Raw genomic sequence first — 24,087 nt, 5'->3', positions numbered from 1 at the left:
CAGGTCGTTCATCGGGCGTCGTCGACGTTGGTCAACCGGCCGTGGTCCTCGGCTGAGCGTCTGCGCGGTTCGACACAGACCGCCGCTGTCCGAGCCTGTTGGTCTCAGGTGTTGGTGTCAGCCGCCACACGCGGCCCTAACCTACGTGGCCCTCGCCTACCGTTCCGTTGACCGCAGCTCTGGCTGCATGCCCTATCCCATGGAACGTGCGAACGCGGTCCTCTCCTCCGTCAGGGCTTCCTCGTGCTCGGGCTTCAACGTGATCGGAGCGCCCGCGCGTTCGAGGAGGACGAGCGAGGTGACCAGCAGGCCGCGCGCCAGACCGTGCATCACCGGATTCGAGGTCGAGGAGTACTGCGCGTAGAGACCCTGCACGAAGGCACGGAAAGTCGACAGTTCTATGTCACAGCTCCCCTGAGGCGTTGGCGTCAGGCCAGTCGGCAGCTCCACGAACTCCGCGGCGCCCCGCGCAAGGGAGGCGTACAGCTTTCCGCTGTAGTAGCCCGCGTCCCACAGCGTCTCTCCGCCCAGTTCATAGGGGTAGCTCAATCTACGATCTCCACACTCTCAGGCCGATCTCGGGGCTGGCGCCCGGAGTTCCTCGAACATATACGCCAAGGCCTCGCCGCTGCCCGCCGCTCACCCCAGCTGCCATCCCTGGCCGGGGAGCCCCACCGGGTCGGATTGGTCTCCTTGAGGGGCCGTAGCCTGGCGGGATGCCCGACGACTTCCTTGCCCTGTGGGCTCCCGCGTTCGCCTCGGAGACTGACTGGCTCGCGGAACTCGCTCAGGACGACGGCCTCACAGGCTACGAGGCACCGGGGCTACCCGACGCCGCCTGGGTGCTCGGCGGCATGTACGAGCGGGGGGCGACCGCCGACGATTCGGTCAACCACAGTCAGAGCCGCGACGAGCACCCCGGCCCTGGTTGGGAACGGCTGCGTTGGGCTGAACTGGCTGCCCGTATTGGTGATGCGGTCGTGCCGGAAGGCCTGTATCCCTGCTTTCGTTGCTTCCCCTCCGCGAACGAGCCGGGCATCGTGTCCGGCTCCGTCGAATGGCCGACCGAAGGCAGCCTCGACAGGCCGACATGGGACCAGCTGATCCGGTTTCTCACCGCTCACAGCCTTCAGGGGGCGAACACCGCCTGCCTGGCCTCCTACAACCCGATCATCGCGCGGGATTTCGAGAAGAAGCAGGTCCACTCCGGCCGCCTGGGCGACGCTCACGCGCTCTTCGACCATCCGGACATCCTGTACACCCCGTCCAACCTGTGGGCAGCAGATCGCTCCTGGGTGGTCTGCACGGACTACGACCTCTGGGCCACCAAGGTGTGCGGTCCCCGACCGCTCGTAGAGGCGTTGCTCGCGGACGTAGAGATCGAAGCCGTTCGCCTGCCGTGGACCAGCTAGTGACGTGCCCGGTTTCGAGGCGCGGCGAACCCCTCGGAGCACGGTGCACGAAAACGTGATCGTGGGGGTCGATGGCTCGCCCGAGCGCCCGAGATGGCCCGCCTATCCTTCATGCGGACGCGTCGGTCATGGTCGGTTCGGGCGGATAGAGGTCGAGCACGACATCCAGCCCGAACGCACCGACCTCGGAGAGCAGAGGAGCGGGCAGGACACAGTCTCCCTGACCATTCTCGCTGCCGAAGCCCAGGCACAGCTCCAGATCGCAGTCGGCCGACAGGCTCGCCAACTCCTCGCGATGCCCGTCGACCAGCGCGAGCAGCACCCGCACATGGTCCGTGAGGTCGGAGTCATCAGGAAGTCCGCTTCGCCTGAGCCAGACACTGGTCTCGCGTCGAGCACTGGTCGGGTTGCGGGGGCTCATCGCGCTGTCCCGCTCGAACTGCTGGTCGGCCGGGATTCCTAGGCGACCCGAGATCTCGCCGACAGTGACCGTGCGGCTCGTGATCCGGAGCGACCCAGCCGACCACTTCGTCACCGGCGCGGCCGGCTGCCTCCTCAGGTCCTCTGGCACGTCCTCACGATCGCAGGACAGCCGACCGGGCGCGAACCCATTTCCCCAGGTCTCAGACGCCGGTGGCAGCCGAACATCACGACTTCAGGTTGAGTAGCACCCGAGAAGACACTGATCGTCCGTGGTGGCCACGCCCGTACTCCCCCTTGGCCGACACGCACCTCCATGACGCCTTGCTGCCCCTGACCGCGCCGGACGACGGGGCAAGTGCCTTTGTGTGGGGGAAGGAAGCTGCCAATCGGTCTGCGCACGACGCCGTTTTCCTCTCGGCAGAGAGCGCGATCACCACAACAGGAAGGCGGTGATCGGCCATCCCGGCACCACGAGGAGGAAACCCATGACGGCCAGGCCCATGCCGCGCTGGCCCCGTCGGGCCACCTGGATGCCGGCGATGATGCTGAAGACGAGCGCCAGCGGCGTGAAGACGAGCAACGACACGAGCAGCCCCAGGACGCCGAGGCCGAGAAGCAACAGCAACGACAGCAGCGAGAGGAGCAACGCGGCGATGGCGGCACTGTTCCATACTTCCGGTGGGCGCACTGGTCCACCGGGCGAGAGGTAGGGGCCGGACCCAGCATGCCACTGTGGGCCCGCGTATGAGCCGGGTGGCCTGCCTGGAGTCTGATCGGAATCCATCATCGGTGGTGCCCTCCCGGCTCCGAGACTGAGGTCAAGCGGTACACCGACCTGCCCAAAGATTCGCACAGAGGTGCGGCTTGGACTACCTCGGCCCACGCATGCCCGTCGGCCGAATGTCCAGTTCAGGCGGCCCTGGGATCAGTTGACGCGAGGGGTGCTTCAGAGTGAGGTAGGGCTTCTGGCCCGCGCTGATCGGCTGGGCAACAACCGTCAAGGCTGATCCACCTCGGACGGGCCCAAGACCTTTCGTCGCCGATTCTTCGGCCGCGGATGCATACGCTCCCACTCGATCAGTCCCGTCTCGATCAGGACGAAGACAGCCCCAGCGATCGCGAAGACACGTTTCCCGCCTTCGTCGGTGATCGTCCCCACGCTGAAATAGATGAAGAGCACCAGGTTGACGATCCTGATCCCCCACACCGGTCCGAAAAGACGCTTCGCCCCGCGAACCAACGCGCTGATGGTCGAGTACATGTGTCGATCCCCCATGGTGAGGGCCAGGTGACCCAAGCGGACGGGAGTGTACCCACCCGGGCGTGAGCGGCTTCGTGCCGGAGTCTCATATGACTGAGCCAAGCCACAGGGCGGCGTCTACGGACTGGAACAGCACCCGTGCCGGCCGCAGCGTTGAAAGCCCGGCTCTCATATTCATCCGGTCCGTCACGCGAAGCTGTCGACGCGAGTCGACCAACTCGGTGCTTCGGTCGAAGGTTCACTCAGGTCTGGTGCTGGCCGTCGTTGCTATCGCTTGTTGGTGTCGGCCGCTGATGTCAGGGCGTCGGCTCGGGCCTACGATGCCGGCCCTCAGGCGGGGGTACACGAAGCACGGGGAGCTCCGACGATCTTCGAACGGACGGGAAGGCTACCCCCGCCGGCCGGCCCAACCCACGGCACGCGTCGGCGCGGGCCGCCCGCATCGGAGAGCAGCCGGGGCCTGATGCGAACGAGGCGGGACGGTCGCCAGGGTCTGGCCGGCGCGCCGGCCGGTCGTTGGGCGACCGACCCTCAGTGCGCGCCGCCGCCCCCTTTGTGATGACCATCGCGCTCGGCCACGGGCCGCGCCTTCACGAGTCGGAGCCCGACCGCCCGTAGGCAACGGGCCTGCCCGTGAACGCGTCGAGCAGGATGCGGTCGCCCACGGGTCGACGCAGCTTCACCTTCACCTTCTCGACGCGCAGTTCGGAGGTGCACGGCCCGTCGGAGGTGCCCCGGACCGAGGCCGAGAACACCACCATGCTCCCGGCCTCGAGCACGTCGACGGCCGGGCCGTCGTCGCACGCCCCGTGCTCGGCACGCAGGGTGAGCGTCCTGCCGTCCCCTCCGATGGCCTCCAGCCCGGCGAGCGGTCCCAGTTCGGCCGTCTGCTCCCGTACGGCCCCGATCGGAGAGCGGGGGGTCTCCGAGGGCGTGACCGCGACGCGCTTGAGCGGGGTGTCGTAGCCCTTGATGGTGAAGAGCCAGGCAGGCACCGTCGCAGCTCCCCGACTCGTCGCCATCGTCATGTCACCGAGTCGGACGCCGGTCACGGTAAGGGCCGGACCGGAGTTCCGGCCGCGGCCGAGCTTGTCGTAGGCCGCCCGTGCCGAGGTCAGGGGGACGGTGAGCGAGTCGCCGTCGCCCCACCGGACCTTCCCCCGCTTCACCGGTGCGCCGGGAAGCGAGGCGCGCAGTTCGAAGTTCTGGGTGGTGTACGCGCGCTTGTCGGCGTCGTTGTGAAAAGCCCCCTCGGGAAGCTGAACGGCGGCGCCGAGCGGGTAGTAGCCGTCCCGCCACGCGCGCGCCGCCTCCGAGCCCTCCCAGGCGGCAGCCACACGGCGCGCCCGGTCGCGGGGGCTGTGGTCGCCGGTATGACCACCGGAGGCTGCGCCCTGGTCGCCGCATCCGACCGCCGCGGCGGCGATCAGGCCGAGGGTGACGAGCAGTTTGACGGACCGCATGATGCCCCCAAAAGAAAAACGTGGAGTGGAGCCGAATCCGACGCCAGACCTGTGACGCCCGGGCGGTGCCGGACGTTCGGCCCGAACACGGGTCTCCCCCCTTCGTTCTCCAGGGCCACGCAAGGGGCATGGACGCGGTCCCTCGTCCGCACGCCCATCGTCAGGCGGTCGTCAGAATCCTGGCGGCACGCTCGGCGCTCTTCACCGCCCGGCCCAGCCCTCAGAGCGGCTTGAAGCTCGGCTGAACCGGGCCGATCTCACCGGCTGCGACCAGGTCCTCAAGATCCTCCGGTGCCAAGAGCTCCAAGGCTTCTTCCGGTTCGACGCCGTGGTACTGCTCGACTTCGGTCCAGTCGTCCGGGTTCCGCTGCCGGCGGGCGGGCTCACCCAGCAGAGCTCGCAATGCACCCAGCGACGACATGCACTGCTCCAGACCGATCGCGGGGTCGTGCGCCGCCACCCTAGCCCCGCCCGGTCCAGGGCCACATTCACTTCTACGACGACGGGGCCCGGACCGCAGCGTGCGGTCCGGGCCCGGCCTGTGGTCGCCCTGCGGCGGCGGTACGTCAGCTCTGCGCCGTGTCGTCGCCCGCCTGCCCGGCATCCTCCGCCGCGCCCACCTTCTCGCGCATCTTGCGCACGAGCTCCGCCTTCAGGTCGGCCGCGCTCTGGCGGTCGAGGTTGCGGTGCGGGCCGTGGTTCTGGCGTTCGGCGCGGGACAGCCTCTTGCGCTGGCCGCCGCCCATGCCCACGGGGTTGTTGATGTTCTTGCTCACGGTCACGGGTTCTCCCGGTAATGATGTGAAGTGATCTACGGATTCATCGGTGGAGGGACGAGCGGGCGACGTCGAAAGACGTCAGCAGGGGCCCATCACGCTCTCACTCGTACATCGGCGCCTGGAAGAACATGACAACGACGTTACCCGGTTCCGTCGGCCCCGCAGACCAACGTGTTCCGACCGGCCTCGGCAGGGCTTTGGCACGTGCCCCGGGTCAGCCGTCTCCTTCCGGGGATCTCGCAGCACCGGCACCCGTCGGCTGTTGGCCGTCCGCGAGCACGGCCCCTGTGGGTCTCGGCTCTAGCTGGAAAGGAGGCCGCGGTCTCACTTCGCTGTGCGGCCATGGCCTGGCACAGCTCCAGGAGTGGCTCTTCGGCCGGGCTCGAGAGTGAGAAAGGAAGTCCCGGACGGAGGCAGTACCTGCTCAGGAGCAGCGGACAGGGCCGTCAACGGCACCACCAGGAGCACCGGCAACAGGACTTGAACCGCGGCGAGGACGAGGGCCCAGGCGCGCCGCAGCCGCCTGGGCCCTCTCCGGGGGACCGCCCCGTCCTCGACCGTCTGCGTGCCGTGCCCGCCGGGCACGGCCGTTTCGCCGGAACGCTTCCGGCCACCCTCGTGGGGATCAGGCCGCCACGAGCTCCCGCTCGCGGTCCGGCGCCTTGACCTTGGGCTTCTTGTTCGGCAGCGAGAGCCGGACGACCTTGTGCCACGCGGAGAACACCTGCTTGGGCAGCGGCCCGGTGACGTACTCCAGCTCGTACTTCTCGAAGAGCGCGCGCACCTTCACGGCGACCTCGGCGTACCGGTTGCTCGGCAGGTCCGGGAACAGGTGGTGCTCGATCTGGTGCGACAGATTGCCGGTCATGAAGTGCATGGCCTTGCTGCCGCTGATGTTCGCCGAGCCCATCATCTGGCGCAGGTACCACTGGCCGCGCGTCTCGCCCCTGATCGACCGGCGCTCGAAGACCTGCACGCCCTCGGGGAAGTGCCCGCACATGATCACCGAGTGGGACCAGATGTTGCGGACCAGGTTCGCGGTGAAGGTGGCGGCGAGCGTGGGGAGGAACGACGGGCCCGACAGCAGCGGGTGGATCACGTAGTCCTTGAGCACCTGCTTGCGAATCTTGCGGCCCACGGCCTTGGCCCGCTCGCGGAACTCCGGGTTCTTGCGGCGGCGCTTGTGCAGGTTCTTGCCGAGTTCCAGGTCGTACGCGGCGATGCCGTACTCGAAGAAGCAGGCGTTGAGGAAGTTCCACAGCGGCTGGCCGAGGTGGAACGGGTGCCACTTCTGGTCCTCGTCGACGCGCATGATGCCGTAGCCGAGGTCGTTGTCCTTGCCGATCACGTTGGTGAACGTGTGGTGCAGCTCGTTGTGCGAGTGCTTCCACTGGTCGGACGGCGAGACGTGGTCCCACTCCCAGGTGGTGGAGTGGATCTTCGGGTCCCGCATCCAGTCCCACTGGCCGTGCAGGATGTTGTGGCCGATCTCCATGTTGTCCATGATCTTCGCCACGGACAGACCCGCGGTGCCGAGCAGCCACGCGGGCGGGAAGAGCGAGAACAGCAGCACGCCCCTGCTGGCCAGCTCCAGCTTGCGCTGCGCCGAGATGACCTTGCGGATGTAGGCGGCGTCCTTCTCCCCGCGGCTGGCGATCACCTCGTCGCGGATCGCGTCCAGCTCGCGGCCGAGCTCCTCGATCTGCTCCGCGGACAGGTGGGCGGTGGGGTCGATGGCGGTCAAGGTGCTCCTACCGTTCGATGTCGCAGGGGCCCGCCGCGGCGGACACGCAGGTCTGGATGAGGACGCCCGGCTCGGCCTCGGTGATCTCGCCGGTACGCAGGTCACGGACGGCGCCTGCCTTGAGCGGGGTGACGCAGCCGAAGCAGATGCCCATGCGGCACCCGGAGGGCATGAGCACGCCGGCCTCCTCGCCGACGTCCAGCAACGGCGTGGCGCCGTCCGCGTCGGCGGTCTTGCCGGTGGTGCTGAACGTGACCGTGCCGCCGTCGCCGGTGACGACGATGCCGGGGCGGAAGCGTTCGGTGTGCAGACGCTCCGGTACGCCGTGGTCGGCCCAGTGCTTCTCGGCGGCGTCGAGCAGGCCCGCGGGCCCGCACGCCCAGGTCTCGCGCTCGGCCCAGTCGGGCACGAGTTCGCCGAGACGGGCGATGTCGAGCATCCCGTCCGTGTCGGTGTGCACCTCGGTGAGCCGCAGCTTCTCGTCCCCGGCCAGGTCGCGCAGTTCGCCGCGGAAGATCACGTCTTGGGGCCGTGGCGCGCAGTGGACCATGACGGCGTCGTCGAACCCGGTGTCGCGCAGCATGCCCATCACAGGCGTGATGCCGCTGCCTGCCGTCAGGTGAAGCACCTTGGCGGGCTTGGCCCGCGGCAGCACGAAGTCACCGGTCGCCTGGTCGAGCTGGATCAGCGTGCCCGGTTTCGCGTTGCGCACCAGGTGGTTGCTGACCTTGCCGTCCGGGATCGCTTTCACGGTGATCGTGAGGCGGCCGTCCTCGCGGTTCGTCGGTGAGGTGATGGAGTAGGCACGCCACAGGCGCACTCCGTCGACGTCGACCCCGATCCGCACGTACTGACCGGCCGTGTGGCCGCGCCAGCCCCGCCCCGGTCTGATCACGATGGTTGCGGCGTCCCCCGTCTCGGGGTGCACGGCCTCGATGCGCCCCCGGAGGTCGGCGCCCGCGCGCAGCGGGCTGACCAGGTCGAGGTAGTCCGACGGCAGCAACGGCGTCGTGACCATCTCCAGCAGTTTCCACGCCCTGCCGCGGAGGGCTGTACTCGTCATGGCCCCAGCTTGCTGCGTCTCAGGGCGTAAAGTCCTGACCGCAGGACGTGAATCTGATCGACGGAATTGTTCGCAGGGAATAGAACGTGAGCCATGTAACCCGGAGGGCCAGCGAACTGGCCCTGGATGAGACAACGGTCACCGTGCTTCGGGCCGCGCTGAAGACCACCGCCGACGAGGTCGTCCAGGCGATCATCGACGAGGTCCCCTCCTACGCCAACGCCCTTTCCGGCAGCATGGGCGGCACCATCCGGCGAGCCGTCCGCACCGCCCTGGGGCACTATCTGGACCTCGCGAGCGGGAACGCGGCGGGCGGGGACGGCGGTGACGCGGCCTATGAGCTGGGCCGCGGCGAGGTCCGCGACGGCCGCTCCATGGACGCCCTGCTCAGCGCCTACCGAGTCGGCGCCCGCGTGGCCTGGCGGTGCCTGGCGGCGGGTGCCGTACCCGCGGGTCTGCCCGCCGCCGCGGTCGCCAAGTTCGCCGAGCTGACCTTCGCCTACATCGACGAGCTCTCGGCCGCGAGCGCCGCGGGCCACGCCGACGAACTCGCCGCCCGGGGCAGGGATCAAGAGCGACACCTGGAACACCTGGCCCGTGACCTCCTCGCCGGCGCGAGCCCGGACGTACTGCTGGCCTCTGCCCAACGGGCCGGGTGGCAGCCTCCGGTTTCACTGACCGCGGTCCTGCTGCCCGCCGCCCAGGCCCGGCCTGCCTACCGCGCGCTCGACCCGAGCACCCTCGTCCTCGACGATCTGCCGGACGCCACCGGTGTGCTGCTCGTCCGCGATGCCGACCGGTCCCATCTCTTGCGGCAGCTGACCGACCGCACCGCCGTGGTCGGCCCGGCCCGGCCCTGGATTCGTGCGTCCGCCTCGTACGCACGAGCCGTACGCGCGCGATCCCTTTCCTCCGACATTCGCGACACCGAGGACCACCTGCCCGAGCTGGTGCTGAGCGCGGACGGGGACGCCTTCGCGGACCTGCGTGCCCGAGCCCTCGCGCCGTTGCGGACCTTGCCCGTCGCGACCGCGCGGCGGCTGGAGGAGACCTTGCGGGAGTGGCTGCTGCACCAGGGCAGGCGGGACGAGGTGGCGGCGGCGTTGTTCGTCCATCCCCAGACGGTCCGGTACCGGATGACGCAGCTGCGGGAACTGTTTCCGGATCTCGCGTCGCCGCATCGGGTTCTCGAACTGACGCTGGCGGTTGGTCTTGGCGCCCGCTGACGCAAGCTGCGACCGTCCGCGATCGCGTCGGATCGTGGGCGTGTCGTGGCAGGGGCGATCACTGCGCCGCAGAGATCCTGGACGCCCACCCCGGGTCGCGCCCTCACCCGTCCAGCCGGATGACGACCACATTGCCGATGCGTCAGCTGGCGACGACTGTCGTTGTTCGTCGTCGCCGGATCTTCCCGGACGGGAAGCACAGACGGCCCCAGGGGTGTCCCTGGGGCCGTCTGTGCTTGACTTGCGTGGCTTTCTCGATACGAACCATGTGCACGGCGGTCGCTGAGGTGCGCTCAGCCGGCCGGGCGGTCGCACGCGATTGCCGGCGACTGACTCCGGTCGCGACGGTTGCTGCCCCTCACCCTTGTGAAGCAGTCAGGTCAGCGACGGTGGCCCGTCGCTCCCCCGGGATGACAGCCACCGCGAGCGGGGGATGTCAGACGGCCGCGGCGGCCAGCTTCGGGTTCGGGCCGTACTCGCTCGGCTCCGGCTTGCTGTCGGTGGCCAGGAAGACCAGGAGGGTGATGGCGCCCACCAGCGGGACGAAGGCGAAGAACAGCCACGCGCCGGAGCGGCCGGTGTCGTGGAGGCGGCGGACGCTGACCGCGAGGCTGGGGATCAGGGTGGCGAGCTCGTAGACCGCGGCGATGGCGACGGTGTTGAGGACACCGATGCCGATGGCCGCCAGGGCGACATAGATGAGCGAGTTGATGAGCGTGAACATCCAGTACTCCTGGCGGCGGGCGCGGCCGCTGAAGGTGGCGTACTTCTTGAGGACGTCGATGTACCAGTGCATGGGTCCCCCCAGGGACGTGAGCGGTGAGGCAAGTCCGAAAAGAACAAGCCAGCGCGGAATGTAGATGGCTTGTTTTCGCTGGTCAAAAAGTTACCGGGAAGCCGCCGATCGGTGATCGTAAGTGCACGGATAGAGGCCAACTTCGCCTGCTTTGCGGTGCGTGAGAGTCCGTGGCCGTGGCGCGCGCCGGCCAACGCACAAATTCCGAAGCCGACCGGCCCAGCCGTGTGTTCGTGTTCTCGACTGAGGTCGCGCTCAGTGCGGCCCGGGGCTGAGACTCCGGGCCTCGGAGACGCAGAGGGGTCAAACCCCATAAGTCGACCCGCGCTTGGGGTACATGACGACCTGTCGTCGAGGCAAAGGCCGTGGACGCCCCGCTGGGGGCCTCGACTCCCGTGCGCGGGTACCCGTACGTACCGACAGCGCCCCAGCCGGAGTTGACGCTGCGGGTATACGCCCATCTGATGCCGAGGGCATGAACTCTTACCGCGAACAGACAGACGGTCTCTGCTGGACCGGGTAGGACTTGATCGAGTCACCGCTCGCGCTTGCGAACGAGGCAATGGCCCTGGCGGTGCCTACATGCAACTGGGCATCGGGCCAAGGATCGCGGTCGTTCCACCGACGGTCTTGCCGGCGCTGTTCCCCCTGGGCGCAGCACAATTGGTCGCCGGTTGATGGACGGTCACCGTCGTGGACGGTGCGCGGTCGGGCTCGGTCGCACTGGCCGCGTTGGCCGCGTTGGCCGCGTTGGCCGCGCCGAGCCGGTACGCGGTTCTCGGGTTCACGGCTACAGAGAGCTCTTCCTTGCAACGGTGACCTGAGCTGTCCAGGACCCGGGTTCCTCGGGCGGATCCCAGATCACATCGGCGTCAGCTTCGTGGAAGTCGTGTGCGAGTCCCACCACCATGGCAACCATTGCGGCCTGTGCCTCGGCCGGGTCGGCGTTGGCCGCCAGGTCGGCAAGGCGTCCGCAGAGCATCCCGCCTTCCTCGGTGAGAACACTGTGCCGCCAGCCTTCCGGTGTCGCCAACAGGACGATGCTCCTCGGCACGCCAAAGGGAGGCCGTCGCTTCGTCATGCCCTCTCGTCGCACCATGGAGCCATTCAACCTCGTGGGCTGGCTGGAGGTTCGCGCGGGCAGAGCAGAGCCGGCCGAGGATCTCGACCGGCAGCGCGGCGAGCACGTGGGCAATGCGCGGAGCGTCGTATCCCGCGTCCAACACGACCCGCACCTCGGGGTCACCCGGCCGCGACGGGCCGGCGGCGACCAGTCGCTCGACGACGCCGACCGAGTTCGAGCCGCCTCGACGCCGGACCTCAAACGACAAGATCAGACCGGTTTGCGATCTGGTCATGGGACGATCATTCGGTGACACGCTCCTCGCACCGTGACCGATCCCTCGAAGAGCTTGAACGTGACTGCTGGCCGGCTCCGTCAGCCGGTGATACTCGTCTTCTCACTACTGCACATGCCTTGCGGCGTCGGCCGATCGGCGAACTGACCGTCGAGGACATGCGCTTGTTGATCGGGCAGGACATCGGCCTGCCCCACCTCCTGCCACTGGCAGTGGAGGTACTGCGGGAGAACCCGATGGCAGAGGGACACATGTACGAGGGTGATCTGCTGTCCGCAGTCCTCACCAGGAACCCATCGGTCTGGGCCGAGTTCTCCGGGCTCGGCCCAGAGATTCGCGGGTTCGTCTCGAAGTTGACTGACCTGCCCCCGGACCTACAACAAAAGGTCGAACGCTTCCTGGTCCAATAGAGCACCGACGCAGGGGATTCCGGGCAGACGGGGCGGCCGCCGCATTCACGCAGCATCGCGCAGGAGCGAGCGCGGACCGGGACGAGTTGCCGGTCGGTCACGCGTGAGTCGGCGGACCATGATGCCGACCATTGCCCAGCCCAGCGGATCGCGAGCCTTCTTGAGCCGTAGTTCCAGCCAATCCAGTCAGCGACTGTCCTTCCGGTCACCTTGAGGATTCGGCACGTCGCGTTCGCAGTCCGCACGGCCCGGATCCTCCTGGTTGGGCAGGGCTTGCCCTTGCGCGGGTCCGGCCGGGGGCCCGATGGAGCGCCGTTTGGAGCGACCGCTGCCACGGGCCCGGCCAGCGGTGACGCCGCTCCGTCGTCCTGCGGAACAAGCACGCCGGCCACGAGCTACTCCGCGAGGCCGTGAACAGGGCGAACGCTTGCTGATGCGGCACTACATGGCAGGACCTGAATCGTCGGTCAGGGCGGCCGCGGTCAAGGTGAGGTGCTGGACCAGGATCGCGGCTGCGGTGTCGGCGTCGCGGGCCAGCGCTGCCTCCTCCAGCATCCGGTGTTCCTTCGCGCCGTCCCGGTCGGGGTCGCGGTGCGCCGACCAACGGCGGGCCAGCTCACTGGCCGTCCACAACCGGTCGAAGGTCTCCAGCAGCGCGCGGTTGCCACACCCCTCCAGCAACGTGCGGTGGAAGGCCCTGTGCGCCTCGGCCCAGGCATCGGTGTAGTACTCGCCCTCCTCCGGCACATACGCCGGAGTGCGAACCAGACGATGGTGCGCGGCCCGCACGCGGGCCTCCCAGTCGACGTCGCCGCGCTCAACGGACATGCGCAGGACGACCGGTTCGATGGTCCGGCGTGCTTCCGCGATCTCCTGCCAGCGCTGGTCGGAGAAGGACGGGACGGCGAAACCGCGGTTGGGCAACCGGTCGGCGAGCCCTTCACCGACCAGCCGTACGAGCGCCTCGCGCACCACGGCCAGGCTCACGCCCTGCTCCTTGGCAAGATCCTGCGGCTTGAGGGGGGCGCCGGGGGCGTGGTCCCCGCGCATGATCGCGTCCCGCAGGTGGGCGTAGACCTGCTCGGAGAGCATCTGCTTCCCCGCCGGGATCGAGGGGCGCGCCGTCTGAGTCATGGGCTCATCCTAGACGACCACATAGACGATCCCCTGGATAATCGATTATCCGTGTTATCGTCGATTCATCAGCCGATCAGGGCGCCCGCGTCCGGAAGGGAACGACCGCTGTGCCTGCCCATAACCCCTTCGCCCGCCTCCCCCAGGCGGCCTCGTTCACCGTCACCAGCACCACCGTCACCGACGGTGCCGCGTGGCCGCCCGAGCAGCTTTCCTCCGGCCTGCCCGGCGGGAAGGACACATCGCCGCAGCTGTCCTGGAGTGGTGCCCCGGACGGCACGAAGAGCTACGCCGTCACCGTCTACGACCCCGACGCCCCCACCGGGTCCGGGTTCTGGCACTGGGCGGTCGCCGACATTCCCGTCACGGTCACCGAGCTCCCCGAGGGCGCCGGCGACGACACCGGGTCACAACTGCCCGAGGGCGCCTACCAGTTGCCCAACGACGCCCGGCTGGCGCGCTACATCGGCGCCGCCCCGCCGTCCGGGCACGGCCCGCACCGCTACTTCATCGTCGTGCACGCCCTCGACATCCCGTCGGCAGGCGTTCCGGCCGACGCCACACCGGCCGTCCTCGGCTTCACCATGGCCGGTCACACCCTCGGGCGCGCGGTGTTGCTCGCCACTGCCGAAACGCCCGCATGACAGCGCCGCCCAACTTCCCGGAGGCACCAGCGCCATGCACCTCGACGACTCTCCCGGTTCCGCCCGCCCCGACGACGACCCGATGGACCTGAGCGCAGTAGGGGACGTCAGCCGCGCCGTCAGCGCCGCTCACCTGTTCATCTACTTCGCCCCCGAGAGTGCCGAGGAGGCGGCCGAACTCGGAGTGACCGACCGCGGGCCGGCATATCTGGCCTTCCGGTCGGCCGCGATGGGCGCGGTTCCGTGGCAGGTCACGCTGGCGGCCTTCTACAACTTCAGCCCGCGGGCCGTACGCGCCATGGCGGGCGTGTGGGACGCCGCGCCGCCCGAGCGGTGGCAGGCCGCCCGCTTCCTGGCCGCGGGACGGGCGATGCGGCGCGTCAACGTAGACCTCTCGGACGACCGCCTCGCCGAGGCGCGTTCGCTGATCGATCGGGTCCTCGCCGGCGCCGACTACGCAGGCAAGGTACTGGCCGCCGCGAACGCCTCGGTCCCGCTTCCCCCGGACCCCCTCGTCGCACTCTGGCAGCAGATCACGGTGGCGCGCGAATGGCGCGGCGACGCCCATCTCGTCGTACTCGCCGACAACGGCCTCGGTCCGTGCGACTGTCTCGTTCTGCACACCGCGACCGGCCGCTTGCCGACAGCTCTGGCACGAGCGACCCGTCAGTGGAACGACGAGGAGTGGAGCGCGGCGACGGCTCGTCTCGTCGCGCGCGGCTGGCTCGACTCCCACGCCGTGATCACCGACGCCGGCAGTGCCGCACGCGAACGTATAGAAGGGGAGACGGACGAGCACTGTGCCGCGCTGTGGGCTCCGATCGGCAACACAGGAGCCCGCCGCTTCGCCTCACTCATCGCGCCCATCACCAACGCGTTCGCTGCTGCCCCGTCTCATCGGATCCAGGACCCGACTTCGGAGGCGACAGCGTTGGTCACAGGGTGAAGACCTCCACGCCCCGCGTCTTGCAGTCCTGTTGTCAGTTGTGGTGGGGAACGCAGGGGGCCAGGTGGCTGTGGTGGGGGTACTGGTCGATTCTGGTGAGGTCGGTCGCCGTGTGGCGGGTGGGGTCGCCGCCTCCGGTGACGGTGGCGATATTGGTGACTCGTGGGCGGGCGTTGCAGGCGACGTCGACCTTCAAGGTGATCACCGGATAGCTGTGCCCGGCGGGCAGGACGTCGTTGCGGGTGCACGTGAGGGTCGTCCGGATGCAGTGCCACCCCCTGCCGTTGATGCTTTCGGCCCTGAGGCCCGCAGGAAGGAGGTCGTGGACCGTGACCCTCGTGCCGTCGGTCGGACCGGCCGCGGTGCTGTTGGCCGCGGTGATGATGTAGACGCCGTCCCCGCCCTGGGTGAAGGTGCCGTGGTGCCGTTTGGCCAGGGTCAGGGAGGGGTGGGCGGGCGCGACGACCGTGAAGGTGAGGCCGGTGTTGCCAGTGGTGTCGGCAGCGCTGGATGTGCCGGTCTTCTTGGCCGCCTTGGCCGGATCGGCGCCCCTGGGTTTTGCATGGGCGGTCGTCGTGAAGACGTCCGTCGCCGGGGCCCTTCGGCCTTCTGCCCCGCTGATGTCGGGGTGTTGGGCCGTAGCGGTCCATGCCGTGGCCAGGGCGATCGCCAGGACGCCGAGACTTGACGTCATGACCGCACCCGTCCCGCGACGCGGTCGGTCCGTACCACCCTGGTCTCCCGTGTCGCGGCCCGCTCCAGCCCGCCCTCTGTCATGCCTGAACACCGGCAGCTCCGCTTCCACGTCGTCGGCAACAAGCCGTCATGGACAATCAGTTCACATCAAGAACGCTTCAGGCTTCCGCGGTCATCTGCGGCGCCGGAGGAACCGGGAGACCGGCAGGCACAGGGCGACGAGGACCAAGGCGGAGAGCGCTACGACCCCCAAAGCGGGCAACCGCCCCAGGAGTTGGCCCTGCCGGGTGACCGACGCGACGACCTCCCCGGCGGCCTCCGGGGAATCCGGGAACGTGACCTTGGCGCGCGCGGTGCGCTCGACCAGGCCGCTTCTCGCGGTGAGCGCCACCGTCCACGGGCCGTCCGGGATGCGTGCGTCCAACGGGACGACCACCTCCGCGGCGTCGCCAGGAGCCAGTGACGTGCCCGTCCTCGCCGCGAACGGTCCGGCACGCAGCCCGCTCGGCCCGTCGCGGAGGGAGAGCGCCCCGCTGATGTCCAGGGCGCGGCCCCCGGTGTTGTGGATCCGGGCGTGGACCTCCGCCCGCCCGTCGGCGGCCCGGGTCGAGCGGATCCGGTCGATCGTGAAGTCCGAGGGCGGCTCACCGCCGGGACCGACGTCGATGTACATGCGGACGCCCACCCGGCCCAGCATCGTCACCGTGTGCGAACGGTCCACGGGGGTGCCGGTCTGCGCCCAGACGACGCCGTACCGTTCGCCTTCGGCGGCGTCCTTGGGCACGCGAATGGTGGTGCGCACCCGCGCCGTTGCGGACGCCGCCAGGTCGAGGCTCGTTCTGTCGAGAGACGTCCAGCTGGTCAGCTCGTCGGGCGTACGCCCGCGCGCGAAGGTGAACCGGCCCTTGGCGATGGTGGCCGCCGCAGCGTAGAGGTCGACGTGCATGGGTGTGGGCGACTCGTTGAAGACCTCGACCCGGCGCTCGATGGTCGAGCCGGGTGCGAGGTGGTCGACGATGTACGCCTGAGCCCTGGGGTCGGCCCTGCGGCTCTCGGGGGCGTCGAGCAGCCGGATACCGATGGTGCGGTGCGCGGCCGGGTCGTGAGGAGAGGGCGCTCCGGCCACCCTCGTCTCCCCCGCCGAATCCCTCGTCTCCCCTGCCGACGCCGGCATCACCCCGGCCGTCTGCGTGAAGGCCAGGACCAGCAGCAGTGCCAAGAAACGGTGCGCGCCCTTCACTGCGTCAGGCAACGGACTGGGTCAGCGTTCCGGTGTAGTTCCCGCCGACGGAGCCTGCGGGCACGCTGACGGCGACCGTCGGGTTCCAGGTCGCGGTGTTGTCCCCGACACCGGCGGACCCGGTGAGCACGACCTGGCTGGAGTTGCTCAGCGTCACGGCCGTCGGGGTGGCGGTGATGGTGCCGGTCGTGGTCACCGATCCGGGTGTGTACGCGGCATCGGTGGCGGGAATCGTCGTCGGACCGTTCGCGAAGTCCGTCTCCGCCGCGGTCACGGTCCAGGAGGCCGAGGCGAGGGCGCGGTCGTCGGTGACGGTCACGGGACCGATCGGTGCGCTGATCGTGGTGCCGGGCGCTCCCGAGCCCAGGTTGGCGCTGACCGGTGCCGACATGGTCAGCGCCCCGGAGGTGACGGTGTACGTGATGGTGGTGCTGGGGTCGTCCGCCGCGGCGGCGAGGCCTGGCTGAAGCAGGACGAGAGCAGCGGCGGAGGCCGCCAGGGACAGGCTTCGTGCGCGCACGATCACTCCCGAGGTAGCCGCCCGCCAGGACATCCTGGCTGACAGCGGACGTGCCGGCTGACGTGACGCAGACAATCGGGCGCGGGCCGCGCACACAAGCCGACGCGCGCCGCGCTCCACCACACGAAGGACCACATTTCAGCCGGACCGCGGTGACCTGCGGCGTTGAACACCAGGCCGAGCACCCGGCGTCCAGGCGGCGCGGCGCGCACGGCCGCGGTGTCGTCGCACGAGCCCCGGAGCCCGGCGTGCGAGGGAGGACGAGCCGCGGGTCAGCGTTCGCTCGGCGGGACTGCGCCCGTTCTCGCGTTGTCTTCCGGGCCACGTCCTGGAGAGGGTTCAGGCCTGGCCCGCGGGCCGGAGCAGGATCTCGTGGATGGCCAGGTGTCGGGGGCGCTGGACGGCGAAGGTGATGACCTCGGCTACGTCCTCGGCGGTGACCTGGGCGACGTCGTAGAGCCGCTGGGCGCCCTGGCGGGTCGCTTCGTGGGTGATGTGGGTGGGCAGCTCGGTGGCGACGACGCCCGGCTCGATCACCGTGACGCGCACGTCGGGCAGCAGCTCCTTGCGCAGCGCCTCCGACCAGCCGTTGAGCCCGAACTTGGTGGCCGCGTACACGCTACTGCCGGCGTTGGCGACCCGGCCGGCGACAGAGGAGATGTTCACGAGATCGCCGCCGCCGTCCTTGAGCTGGTCGAGGAACACCTCGGTGGCCGTGATCGCGCCGAGCAGATTGACCTCGATCATCTTGCGGTAGTCGTCGCGCTGCTCGGCGGAGAACGGGCCGAGCAGCATGACCCCGGCGTTGTTCACCAGGACGTCCGTACCGCCGAACTCCTGCTTCACCCGTTCGGCCGCCGCGACGAGGGCGCCGCGGTCCGTGACGTCGGCGGACACGGCCATCGCACCCTCGCCGAGCTCGTCGGCGAGGGCCTCGACGCGGTCCGTGCGGCGGGCGAGAAGCGCGACCCGGTGGCCCGCCGCGTGCAGCGACCGGGCGGTCGCGGCCCCGATCCCGGAGGAGGCCCCGGTGATGACGGCGACGCATCCCTGCTGGCCCTGCTTCTGGTCCTGGCTCGTGACTCCTCCCCCTCGTTGGCGACGGGGCTTCTCGCTATGCCGGTTGGGCTTGGCGACGGGCCAGCCCGGCCCGTAGAACGTTGAGCGCGCCCACGGTGTCGGCGTGCGTCTGGTGGTCGCAGTTCTGACAGTGGAACTTCTCCTGTGTGGGCCGGTTCTCCGCTGCGACGTACCCGCATTCGGGGCAGGTGCGGGAGGTGTTGCGGGGGTCCACGGCGATCACTTCCCGTCCGGCGCTTTCAGCCTTGGCGTGCAGGATCGTCAGGAACACCCCCCATCCGGCATCTGAGATCGAGCGGTTGAGTCCGGCCTTGCAGGCGGCCCCGTTGGGCAGGAAGCCGCCCGGGGTCGTGGGGTCCGACTTCGGGGCGGGAGCTTTGAGCATATTGCGGATCTTGAGGTCTTCGTGCGCGATGAAGTCGTGTTCGCGCACGAGGCCGAGGGCGGTCTTGTGTGCGTGGTCGAGGCGTTGGCGCCGGACCTTACGGTGCAGGTCGGCGACCTTCTGAACGGCCCGCTGATGGTTCTTGGTGCGCTCGTCGCGGCGCACCCGGGGGAAGCGGGACAGTGCCCGCTGCGCGGCTTGGAGTTTCGCTGTGGCGCGGCGGCCGTGGCGCGGGTTGGGCGTGAACTCGCCGCCCGAGTCGGCAAGGAAGTTGGCTATGCCCATGTCGATGCCGACCACGCGGCCGGTCGCGGGCAGTGGCTCCGGCTGGGACCGCTCGGCGGTCAGGATCACATACCAGCGCTTGCCTTCGCGCTTGACGGAGACCGTCTTGACCTTGCCGGCCACGGGCCGGTGCTGGTTGACCTTGACGTGCCCGACGCCTTGGAAGCGGACACGGGTGACCGGGTCGTGCGGGGTGGAGTCCCAGCGGCAGCCGTCGCCGTCCTTGGGGAAGTCGACGGTGTCGAACCAGTTGATGCCCCGGAAACGGGGGTAGCCCGGCGTCTCGCCGGACGCGACCCGGCGGAAGAACGCGGCGAACGCCTTGTCCAGGCGGCGCAACGTCGCCTGCTGCGACGAGAACGACCAGCGACCCTGCCGTTCCGGGTCGAACGCCCGGATGTCCTTGAGCTGCGCGGACTGCCGCCCGTACGTGACGCTCGTCTTCGAGGCGTGCCGGTAGGCGTCGCTGCGTTCCTCCAAGGCTCCGTTGTAGAGCGAGCAGTGATCCCGCAGCATCTCGCCGAGCGAGGCCGCCTGGCGAACGGTGGGCCGCATGAGGAACTTGTACGCACGGATCATCCGGCCCACCCCCTCCCTGGTCAGCTTCAAAGACGATACGACACTTGGCGCATGTCATCGCGCTGGGCACCAAACCCTGATATCCGTAACGGGCGCCACGTCGCCTACAACCTGCATGCGCACTTGGTGTTCGCCACCAAATAGCGGCGCAATGTCTTCGACAACGCCATGCTCAACCGCTGCGAAAAGATCATGCGGGAGGTATGTACATGCTTCGACGTGGAACTGCGCGAGTTCAACGGCGAAGCCGACCACGTCCACCTGCTCGTGCACTACCCGCAGAAGATCGCCCTGTCCAAGCTGATCAACAGCCTCAAGAGCGTCAGCTCCCACTACTTGCCGGCCGATTACACCGGCCGGATTAACCGCATCGGGATAGGCTCAACGTTCTGGTCGCGCTCCTAGTTCGCCAGCTCCTGCGGCGGTGCACCACTGACCGTGATCCGTCAGTACATTGAGAACTAGAAGCGGCCTGCCTGACCGTCAAAACAGAGACCGAGCGAACCCCGGCGCTGCACGCCTCCGGGACAAGAATGCGTCTCCCCTCCCCGGCTCAAGCCGGGGATACCCACGCAAAAAACGGGGATGGGCAACCAGGCCGAGGTGCGGGACTTCCTGAGCACACGACGCGACCGCATCACCCCCGAGCAGGTGGGGATCATCGGCGGCGGCCGTCGCCGCCTGCCCGGTCTGCGCCGCGAGGAAGTCGCCATGCTGGCGGGGATGAGCAGCGACTACTACGCGAAGATGGAACGCGGAAGCCTCGCCGGCGTCTCTCCGGAGGTACTCGACGCCCTGGCCAGGGCCCTTCGCCTCGACGAGGCGGAGACCGAGCACCTGCACGACCTCGCCAGGGCCGCGGACCCCGCGCCGAGCCGACGCCGCTCCCGCCCCGCACAGGCGACCGTCCGGCCCTCGCTCCAGCGCTTCCTCGACGCGATCACCGGAGCACCCGCATGGATCGTCGATCAGCGGGCCGACATCCTCGCCACCAACCCGCTCGCCCGCGCCCTGCTCGCCCCGCTGCTCGAGGACCCGGACGCCCGGAACAACAGCGCGCGGTTCATCTTCCTCAGCCCCGCCGCGCGCACCTTCTACCCGCAGTGGGAGCACGCCGCGGACGCCTCCGCCGCGAACCTGCGGACATCGGCGGGGCGAAACCCGCGCGACAAGGCCCTGACCGACCTCATCGGGGAACTCATGGCCCGCAGTGACGCCTTCAGCAGCCGCTGGTCCGCCCACGGCGTCCGCCTGCACCGCACCGGCACCAAGCACATCCACCACCCCGACGTCGGCGACCTCGCATTCGTCTACGAGGGCGTCGAGCTGCCCGACCACCCGGGATGGATGCTGTACACGTACACGAGCGCGGCGGGATCCCCGACCGAGGAACGGGTCAACCTCCTCGGCAGCCTCGCGGCCACGACGGCCGACGGGCGGGCCACCGCACACGCCCTCCACCCGGACGACCTGTGAGCCGGTTCGGCTCCGGGGATCCATGGGCCCGTCGGCGGCTGCCGTCCGCGTCCGAAGCGAGCGCCGCTCATGCGACGTACGACGTTGTCTTGCTGACCCATTGCGACAGGGTGATCCGCGTCGTCGGGGCCGCTCGGAACGGCCTGCGGTGGTGAGGGGACGCCTGGCCGGACTCGGCCCCGGTGGCCGTGGACGTCCTCGCGTGTAGGTCTTCGCCGCGAGCCAGGGCGTCGCGCAGGAGGGACAGGTGTGCGGGCACCGCTGCGGGACGGTCGTGGTCGTCCCCGCAAATGCCGCGGGTTGCCGGGTGGGCCGCCGCTCCAGTCGCGTCATCCGACGTGAGAGGCGCGAGAGGCTTGAGCGCGTGTCCGGCCAGCGGCTCACGCATCGTGCGGATCTTCTCGGCGGCCGTCTTCCCGCCGGACGTCTGGACCAGGCAATTGGCTTCGATCATGGCGAAACCTCCGTTCCTGGTCCCACCTTCGCCCAGGAAGGGTCCCCGGCGCGTCGTCCCAGCGCAGCGATTCCCGCGTACCACGGCGGCGGTATACGGCACGCCGGTCTACTGCCGGCACACACCAGGGAACGCCGTGCTCACGACCGCGCGCGCACCTGCGGGCGACTTGGTTCGGTCACGAGGCCGACCAGTCCGCACTGATAGGCGACGACCACGAGCTGGGCACGGTCACGGGCCGCCAGCTTGGTCATGGCCCGGTTGACGTGGGTCTTGGCTGTCAGCGGGCTGACGAACAGACGTTCGGCGATCTCGTCGTTGGACAGGCCCAGCGCGACAAGACTCGTGACGTCGCGTTCCCGCGGTGTCAGGCACTCCAGCCGGTCGTGTGTGGCGACCGTGCACGGATCCGGCTGCGCCAGGAATCGGGTGATCAACGCTCGCGTGGCCGACGGGGACAGCAGCGCCTCGCCGTCCGCGACCGTGCGGACGGCGTCCAGGAGTTCCTCGGGGCTCGCTCCCTTGCCGAGGAAGCCGCTCGCACCGGCGCGCAGCGCCTCGGCGACGTACTCGTCGTCCTCGAACGTGGTCAGGATGAGCACCTTCACGCCTGCGAGGTCCTCGGACGCGCTGATGAGCCGTGTCGCCTCGATGCCGTCCGTCTCCGGCATGCGGATGTCCATCAGGACCACGTCCGGATGGTGTTCACCGGCCAGTTCGACCGCCTCGTGCCCGTTGGACGCCTCGGCCACGGTCTCCATGTCGTCGGTGGCGTCGAACAGCATTCTGAAGGTGCCCCGCAGCAGGGCCTGGTCATCGGCAAGCAGTACGCGAATCGTCATGCCCATCTCTCCGATGCCGTGCCGGGTTGGTGAAGCCGGGGCGCAGTGGCAGTTCGGCGGTCACGGTGAACCCGCCCTCGGGGCGCGGTCCCGCGTGCAGCGTGCCCCCGATCGTGGCGGCCCGCTCACGCATTCCGATCAGTCCGTGACCGGCCCCCGGGTGAGGAGGGCGCAGTCCGTCGCACCCGTCGTCCTCGACGGTGATCGTCAGCCGTTCACGGTCGTAGTGCACGAAAACCCGGGCGCGATCGGCTCCGGCGTGCTTGCGCACATTGGTCAGGGACTCCTGCACGATGCGGAACGCGGCCAGGTCGACCGCCGGCTCCAGCGGCTCCGCGATGCCCCGCAGGTTGTAGGTCACGGCCAGCCCTGCGCGTTCGAACGACTCCAGCAGGGCCGGTACTTGCGCGAGGCCCGGCATCGGATCGCGGGGCGCCACCGGATCGTCCGACTGCCGGAGCAGGCCCACGGTCGCCCGTAGTTCGTCCAGCGCGGCACGGCTGGTGTCCCGGATGTCCTCCAGAGCCGTGAGGATCTGTTCCGGTCGCTGGTCGACGAGATGCACGGCGACGCCCGCCCGAGCGTTGATCAAGGCGATGTGGTGCGCGACGATGTCGTGCAGCTCGCGCGCGATCCGGACGCGCTCGGCCGCCACGCGCTGCTGTGCCTCGTGCTCGCGGGTGCGCTCCGCGTGCTCCGCCCGTTCCTCCACGGCCGCCACATAGGCGCGGCGTGAGCGCACTCCGTCCCCGACGGCGGCCGGCAGGGCTGTCCAGGCCACGATGGCGGCCTTGTCCGGGTCCAGCCACGACTTCGAGGCGAACACCGCGGCGGCCAGCAGGACCGCGGCCGAGACGGATGCCGCGGTCCAAGCGGTTCGCCGGTCGGTTCGTACCGCCACGTTGTAGACGGACACCAGCACCGGGCTGGTCACCAGGGGGCTGTCCCGAATCCCGAGCAGTTGGAAGACCACTCCGCAGCCCACCGTGACGGCCAGTACGCCGAACGGGTGGCGCCGCCGCCACACCAGTGCGGAACAGCCGACGGCTGCCACGACCGCGGTGGGCCACCGCAGTGCGATCTGGTGCTGGTGCGGTTGGATCGAGGCGGCCACGACCGACAGCGCGAACAGCACGGCAGCGCCCATCGCGTCCATCGCACGGACCCGGGATCGCGCTCCCCGACTCCAGCCGTTGATCACCGCCATGGCACCACCGTAGGTTCGACGGCCGGATCGGGCATTGTCTGGTCGCGGCCGTGTGCGGCGGTCCGGTGGTGTGCGCTGTCCGGCGGTTCCGGCGATCCGTCATGCCGAGGCGTCAGCGAATCCGCGCAGCGTACGGGTGGGTCCGTGGATCAGGGAGCCCACTGTGCGCCGGGCGCGCGAGGTGTCGGCGTGGAGGGTGTTCAGGTGCAGCACCGGGCTCGGAAGCGGGCATCCAGGGGTGCCCCGGAACCGGGCGAGGGGGCCGGTGAGTCACTACAGCTGAGACACGGGGCGTCACCGCGCCCACGGCGGGGTCCTGGACGCGGGCTCAAGGGGGACGGGGACAGCGGGTGTGGTCATCTCGCACAGATCGGCGGCCCCCATGACAAGCATCAGCAGGGCCATCACGCTTGACGCCGCTGCCGCCGTCCACGCCAGGGTGCTGAGGACGCGGCTCCGGATGATGGTCCCCGCCTGTCTGGTCGCGGCGCCGGCCCTCGGCGCGGCAGCCGCCGGCGCCGCCTCAGCCCTCGGCCGACACCGCATGGGCTCCATGGCCCACTACGCGGTTTGGATCGCCACCGCCACGGTCAGCGTCTTCCTGCTGCCGACCCCGATCCTGCGTGCGTCGCCGACCTGCCGGCCGGTCGTCCCCTGACCTCTC

Annotated in this window: 27 protein-coding genes and 2 pseudogenes; 8 read left to right on the top strand and 21 right to left on the bottom strand. The window is 69.4% G+C overall.

The annotated features are described in order from the left end of the window. Nucleotides 1-192: 192 nt before the first annotated feature. Complete coding sequence (locus tag WJM95_RS33085; RefSeq protein WP_339134475.1) at nucleotides 193-549, bottom strand: DUF6086 family protein; 357 nt, start codon at nucleotides 547-549, stop codon at nucleotides 193-195. Between the two features lie 167 nt (nucleotides 550-716). On the opposite strand from WJM95_RS33085, the gene WJM95_RS33080 reads away from it, so the two are divergent. After that, entirely contained in the window at nucleotides 717-1,412 is a 696-nt protein-coding gene (locus tag WJM95_RS33080) for a hypothetical protein (RefSeq protein ID WP_339134473.1), read from the top strand. Nucleotides 1,413-1,521: 109 nt separating this feature from the next. Here the strand turns inward: WJM95_RS33080 and WJM95_RS33075 are convergent, their stop codons facing one another. The 8 genes from WJM95_RS33075 to WJM95_RS33040 all read right to left on the bottom strand — a co-directional run bounded on the left by WJM95_RS33075 (nucleotide 1,522) and on the right by WJM95_RS33040 (nucleotide 8,145). Continuing rightward, on the bottom strand, nucleotides 1,522-1,983 hold the full coding sequence (locus WJM95_RS33075; RefSeq protein WP_339134471.1) for a DUF4279 domain-containing protein: 462 nt from the start codon (nucleotides 1,981-1,983) through the stop codon (nucleotides 1,522-1,524). A 282-nt stretch (nucleotides 1,984-2,265) separates the two neighbouring features. Next, on the bottom strand, nucleotides 2,266-2,523 hold the full coding sequence (locus tag WJM95_RS33070; protein WP_339134469.1) for a hypothetical protein: 258 nt from the start codon (nucleotides 2,521-2,523) through the stop codon (nucleotides 2,266-2,268). Nucleotides 2,524-2,832: 309 nt separating this feature from the next. Then, complete coding sequence (locus WJM95_RS33065; RefSeq protein WP_339134467.1) at nucleotides 2,833-3,096, bottom strand: hypothetical protein; 264 nt, start codon at nucleotides 3,094-3,096, stop codon at nucleotides 2,833-2,835. Nucleotides 3,097-3,686: 590 nt separating this feature from the next. Continuing rightward, nucleotides 3,687-4,559 (bottom strand): hypothetical protein, encoded by an 873-nt coding sequence (locus WJM95_RS33060; RefSeq protein ID WP_339134465.1) that lies wholly within the window; start codon nucleotides 4,557-4,559, stop codon nucleotides 3,687-3,689. Between the two features lie 220 nt (nucleotides 4,560-4,779). Next, nucleotides 4,780-5,019, bottom strand: a complete 240-nt coding sequence (locus WJM95_RS33055; RefSeq protein WP_339134463.1) for a hypothetical protein — start codon at nucleotides 5,017-5,019, stop codon at nucleotides 4,780-4,782. A 106-nt stretch (nucleotides 5,020-5,125) separates the two neighbouring features. Next, nucleotides 5,126-5,341: a DUF6243 family protein gene (locus tag WJM95_RS33050; protein WP_339134461.1), complete on the bottom strand. Its 216-nt coding sequence runs from the start codon at nucleotides 5,339-5,341 to the stop codon at nucleotides 5,126-5,128. 622 nt (nucleotides 5,342-5,963) lie between these two features. Then, complete coding sequence (locus tag WJM95_RS33045; RefSeq protein WP_339134459.1) at nucleotides 5,964-7,082, bottom strand: acyl-CoA desaturase; 1,119 nt, start codon at nucleotides 7,080-7,082, stop codon at nucleotides 5,964-5,966. Nucleotides 7,083-7,089: 7 nt separating this feature from the next. Beyond that, the gene (locus WJM95_RS33040; protein ID WP_339134457.1) at nucleotides 7,090-8,145 is read right to left on the bottom strand and encodes a ferredoxin reductase; all 1,056 of its coding nucleotides are present in this window, start codon (nucleotides 8,143-8,145) and stop codon (nucleotides 7,090-7,092) included. Nucleotides 8,146-8,231: 86 nt separating this feature from the next. Here WJM95_RS33040 and WJM95_RS33035 point away from each other — a divergent pair, with 86 nt between their 5' ends. Next, nucleotides 8,232-9,371 carry a helix-turn-helix domain-containing protein gene (locus WJM95_RS33035; RefSeq protein WP_339134455.1) on the top strand — a complete coding sequence of 380 codons (1,140 nt, stop codon included), beginning with the start codon at nucleotides 8,232-8,234 and terminating at the stop codon, nucleotides 9,369-9,371. A 436-nt stretch (nucleotides 9,372-9,807) separates the two neighbouring features. On the opposite strand, the gene WJM95_RS33030 is transcribed toward WJM95_RS33035, so the two are convergent. The 3 genes and pseudogenes from WJM95_RS33030 to WJM95_RS33020 form a co-directional block, all read right to left on the bottom strand. Further along, the gene (locus tag WJM95_RS33030) at nucleotides 9,808-10,167 is read right to left on the bottom strand and encodes a DUF805 domain-containing protein (RefSeq protein ID WP_339134453.1); all 360 of its coding nucleotides are present in this window, start codon (nucleotides 10,165-10,167) and stop codon (nucleotides 9,808-9,810) included. A 790-nt stretch (nucleotides 10,168-10,957) separates the two neighbouring features. Continuing rightward, nucleotides 10,958-11,248 (bottom strand): hypothetical protein, encoded by a 291-nt coding sequence (locus WJM95_RS33025; RefSeq protein ID WP_339136062.1) that lies wholly within the window; start codon nucleotides 11,246-11,248, stop codon nucleotides 10,958-10,960. Nucleotides 11,249-11,303: 55 nt separating this feature from the next. Continuing rightward, nucleotides 11,304-11,453 (bottom strand): annotated as a pseudogene (locus tag WJM95_RS33020) (transposase); the annotation flags it as partial. A gap of 86 nt (nucleotides 11,454-11,539) precedes the next feature. Here WJM95_RS33020 and WJM95_RS33015 point away from each other — a divergent pair. After that, the gene (locus WJM95_RS33015; RefSeq protein WP_339134451.1) at nucleotides 11,540-11,935 is read left to right on the top strand and encodes a contact-dependent growth inhibition system immunity protein; all 396 of its coding nucleotides are present in this window, start codon (nucleotides 11,540-11,542) and stop codon (nucleotides 11,933-11,935) included. Nucleotides 11,936-12,376: 441 nt separating this feature from the next. Here the strand turns inward: WJM95_RS33015 and WJM95_RS33010 are convergent, their stop codons facing one another. After that, nucleotides 12,377-13,069, bottom strand: a complete 693-nt coding sequence (locus tag WJM95_RS33010) for a GntR family transcriptional regulator (protein ID WP_339134449.1) — start codon at nucleotides 13,067-13,069, stop codon at nucleotides 12,377-12,379. A gap of 110 nt (nucleotides 13,070-13,179) precedes the next feature. Between WJM95_RS33010 and WJM95_RS33005 the strand changes: the two genes are divergently transcribed. Both WJM95_RS33005 and WJM95_RS33000 read left to right on the top strand, forming a co-directional pair. Beyond that, nucleotides 13,180-13,713, top strand: a complete 534-nt coding sequence (locus WJM95_RS33005) for a YbhB/YbcL family Raf kinase inhibitor-like protein (protein WP_339134447.1) — start codon at nucleotides 13,180-13,182, stop codon at nucleotides 13,711-13,713. A 34-nt stretch (nucleotides 13,714-13,747) separates the two neighbouring features. Further along, nucleotides 13,748-14,659 (top strand): hypothetical protein, encoded by a 912-nt coding sequence (locus tag WJM95_RS33000; protein ID WP_339134445.1) that lies wholly within the window; start codon nucleotides 13,748-13,750, stop codon nucleotides 14,657-14,659. A gap of 34 nt (nucleotides 14,660-14,693) precedes the next feature. Here the strand turns inward: WJM95_RS33000 and WJM95_RS32995 are convergent, their stop codons facing one another. The 5 genes from WJM95_RS32995 to WJM95_RS32975 form a co-directional block, all read right to left on the bottom strand. Beyond that, nucleotides 14,694-15,353, bottom strand: a complete 660-nt coding sequence (locus WJM95_RS32995) for a hypothetical protein (protein WP_339134443.1) — start codon at nucleotides 15,351-15,353, stop codon at nucleotides 14,694-14,696. Between the two features lie 174 nt (nucleotides 15,354-15,527). Beyond that, a complete protein-coding gene (locus tag WJM95_RS32990) occupies nucleotides 15,528-16,574 on the bottom strand; it encodes a peptidase (protein ID WP_339134441.1) in 1,047 nt (348 codons plus the stop codon). A 25-nt stretch (nucleotides 16,575-16,599) separates the two neighbouring features. Continuing rightward, nucleotides 16,600-17,115 (bottom strand): hypothetical protein, encoded by a 516-nt coding sequence (locus WJM95_RS32985; protein WP_339134439.1) that lies wholly within the window; start codon nucleotides 17,113-17,115, stop codon nucleotides 16,600-16,602. A 339-nt stretch (nucleotides 17,116-17,454) separates the two neighbouring features. Further along, the gene (locus WJM95_RS32980) at nucleotides 17,455-18,150 is read right to left on the bottom strand and encodes an SDR family oxidoreductase (protein ID WP_339136006.1); all 696 of its coding nucleotides are present in this window, start codon (nucleotides 18,148-18,150) and stop codon (nucleotides 17,455-17,457) included. 79 nt (nucleotides 18,151-18,229) lie between these two features. After that, nucleotides 18,230-19,444, bottom strand: coding sequence for a transposase (locus WJM95_RS32975; RefSeq protein WP_339134437.1), 1,215 nt, complete (start codon nucleotides 19,442-19,444; stop codon nucleotides 18,230-18,232). A gap of 51 nt (nucleotides 19,445-19,495) precedes the next feature. Here WJM95_RS32975 and tnpA point away from each other — a divergent pair. Further along, nucleotides 19,496-19,909: pseudogene (gene tnpA, locus WJM95_RS32970) on the top strand (IS200/IS605 family transposase). A 120-nt stretch (nucleotides 19,910-20,029) separates the two neighbouring features. Next, entirely contained in the window at nucleotides 20,030-20,920 is an 891-nt protein-coding gene (locus WJM95_RS32965) for a helix-turn-helix transcriptional regulator (protein WP_339134435.1), read from the top strand. Between the two features lie 67 nt (nucleotides 20,921-20,987). Here WJM95_RS32965 and WJM95_RS32960 read toward each other — a convergent pair whose 3' ends face one another. From WJM95_RS32960 to WJM95_RS32950, 3 genes are all read right to left on the bottom strand, one after another. Next, on the bottom strand, nucleotides 20,988-21,374 hold the full coding sequence (locus tag WJM95_RS32960) for a hypothetical protein (protein WP_339134433.1): 387 nt from the start codon (nucleotides 21,372-21,374) through the stop codon (nucleotides 20,988-20,990). A 140-nt stretch (nucleotides 21,375-21,514) separates the two neighbouring features. Further along, a complete protein-coding gene (locus tag WJM95_RS32955; protein ID WP_339134431.1) occupies nucleotides 21,515-22,216 on the bottom strand; it encodes a response regulator transcription factor in 702 nt (233 codons plus the stop codon). Further along, complete coding sequence (locus WJM95_RS32950) at nucleotides 22,188-23,423, bottom strand: sensor histidine kinase (RefSeq protein ID WP_339134429.1); 1,236 nt, start codon at nucleotides 23,421-23,423, stop codon at nucleotides 22,188-22,190. Before WJM95_RS32950 ends, WJM95_RS32955 begins: the two co-directional genes overlap by 29 nt. Before the next feature lie 382 nt (nucleotides 23,424-23,805). Between WJM95_RS32950 and WJM95_RS32945 the strand changes: the two genes are divergently transcribed. Next, on the top strand, nucleotides 23,806-24,081 hold the full coding sequence (locus WJM95_RS32945; protein WP_339134427.1) for a hypothetical protein: 276 nt from the start codon (nucleotides 23,806-23,808) through the stop codon (nucleotides 24,079-24,081). Nucleotides 24,082-24,087: the final 6 nt, after the last annotated feature.

It is taken from the genome of Streptomyces sp. f51 (assembly GCF_037940415.1).
Classification (GTDB): domain Bacteria; phylum Actinomycetota; class Actinomycetes; order Streptomycetales; family Streptomycetaceae; genus Streptomyces.
Note: the sequence above shows the minus strand (reverse complement) of the source record. Positions and strands in the feature narration are given on the sequence as shown.

Bases quoted from the DNA above. Each gene is read 5' to 3' on its own strand.
- WJM95_RS33080 (WP_339134473.1), top strand. From the start codon at position 717: ATGCCCGACGACTTCCTTGCCCTGTGGGCTCCCGCGTTCGCCTCGGAG.
- WJM95_RS33065 (WP_339134467.1), bottom strand. From the start codon at position 3,096: ATGTACTCGACCATCAGCGCGTTGGTTCGCGGGGCGAAGCGTCTTTTC.
- WJM95_RS33060 (WP_339134465.1), bottom strand. From the start codon at position 4,559: ATGCGGTCCGTCAAACTGCTCGTCACCCTCGGCCTGATCGCCGCCGCG.
- WJM95_RS33040 (WP_339134457.1), bottom strand. From the start codon at position 8,145: ATGACGAGTACAGCCCTCCGCGGCAGGGCGTGGAAACTGCTGGAGATG.
- WJM95_RS33030 (WP_339134453.1), bottom strand. From the start codon at position 10,167: ATGCACTGGTACATCGACGTCCTCAAGAAGTACGCCACCTTCAGCGGC.
- WJM95_RS33025 (WP_339136062.1), bottom strand. From the start codon at position 11,248: ATGACGAAGCGACGGCCTCCCTTTGGCGTGCCGAGGAGCATCGTCCTG.
- WJM95_RS33010 (WP_339134449.1), bottom strand. From the start codon at position 13,069: ATGACTCAGACGGCGCGCCCCTCGATCCCGGCGGGGAAGCAGATGCTC.
- WJM95_RS33000 (WP_339134445.1), top strand. From the start codon at position 13,748: ATGCACCTCGACGACTCTCCCGGTTCCGCCCGCCCCGACGACGACCCG.
- WJM95_RS32995 (WP_339134443.1), bottom strand. From the start codon at position 15,353: ATGACGTCAAGTCTCGGCGTCCTGGCGATCGCCCTGGCCACGGCATGG.
- WJM95_RS32975 (WP_339134437.1), bottom strand. From the start codon at position 19,444: ATGATCCGTGCGTACAAGTTCCTCATGCGGCCCACCGTTCGCCAGGCG.
- WJM95_RS32965 (WP_339134435.1), top strand. From the start codon at position 20,030: ATGGGCAACCAGGCCGAGGTGCGGGACTTCCTGAGCACACGACGCGAC.
- WJM95_RS32960 (WP_339134433.1), bottom strand. From the start codon at position 21,374: ATGATCGAAGCCAATTGCCTGGTCCAGACGTCCGGCGGGAAGACGGCC.
- WJM95_RS32955 (WP_339134431.1), bottom strand. From the start codon at position 22,216: ATGACGATTCGCGTACTGCTTGCCGATGACCAGGCCCTGCTGCGGGGC.
- WJM95_RS32950 (WP_339134429.1), bottom strand. From the start codon at position 23,423: ATGGCGGTGATCAACGGCTGGAGTCGGGGAGCGCGATCCCGGGTCCGT.
- WJM95_RS32945 (WP_339134427.1), top strand. From the start codon at position 23,806: ATGACAAGCATCAGCAGGGCCATCACGCTTGACGCCGCTGCCGCCGTC.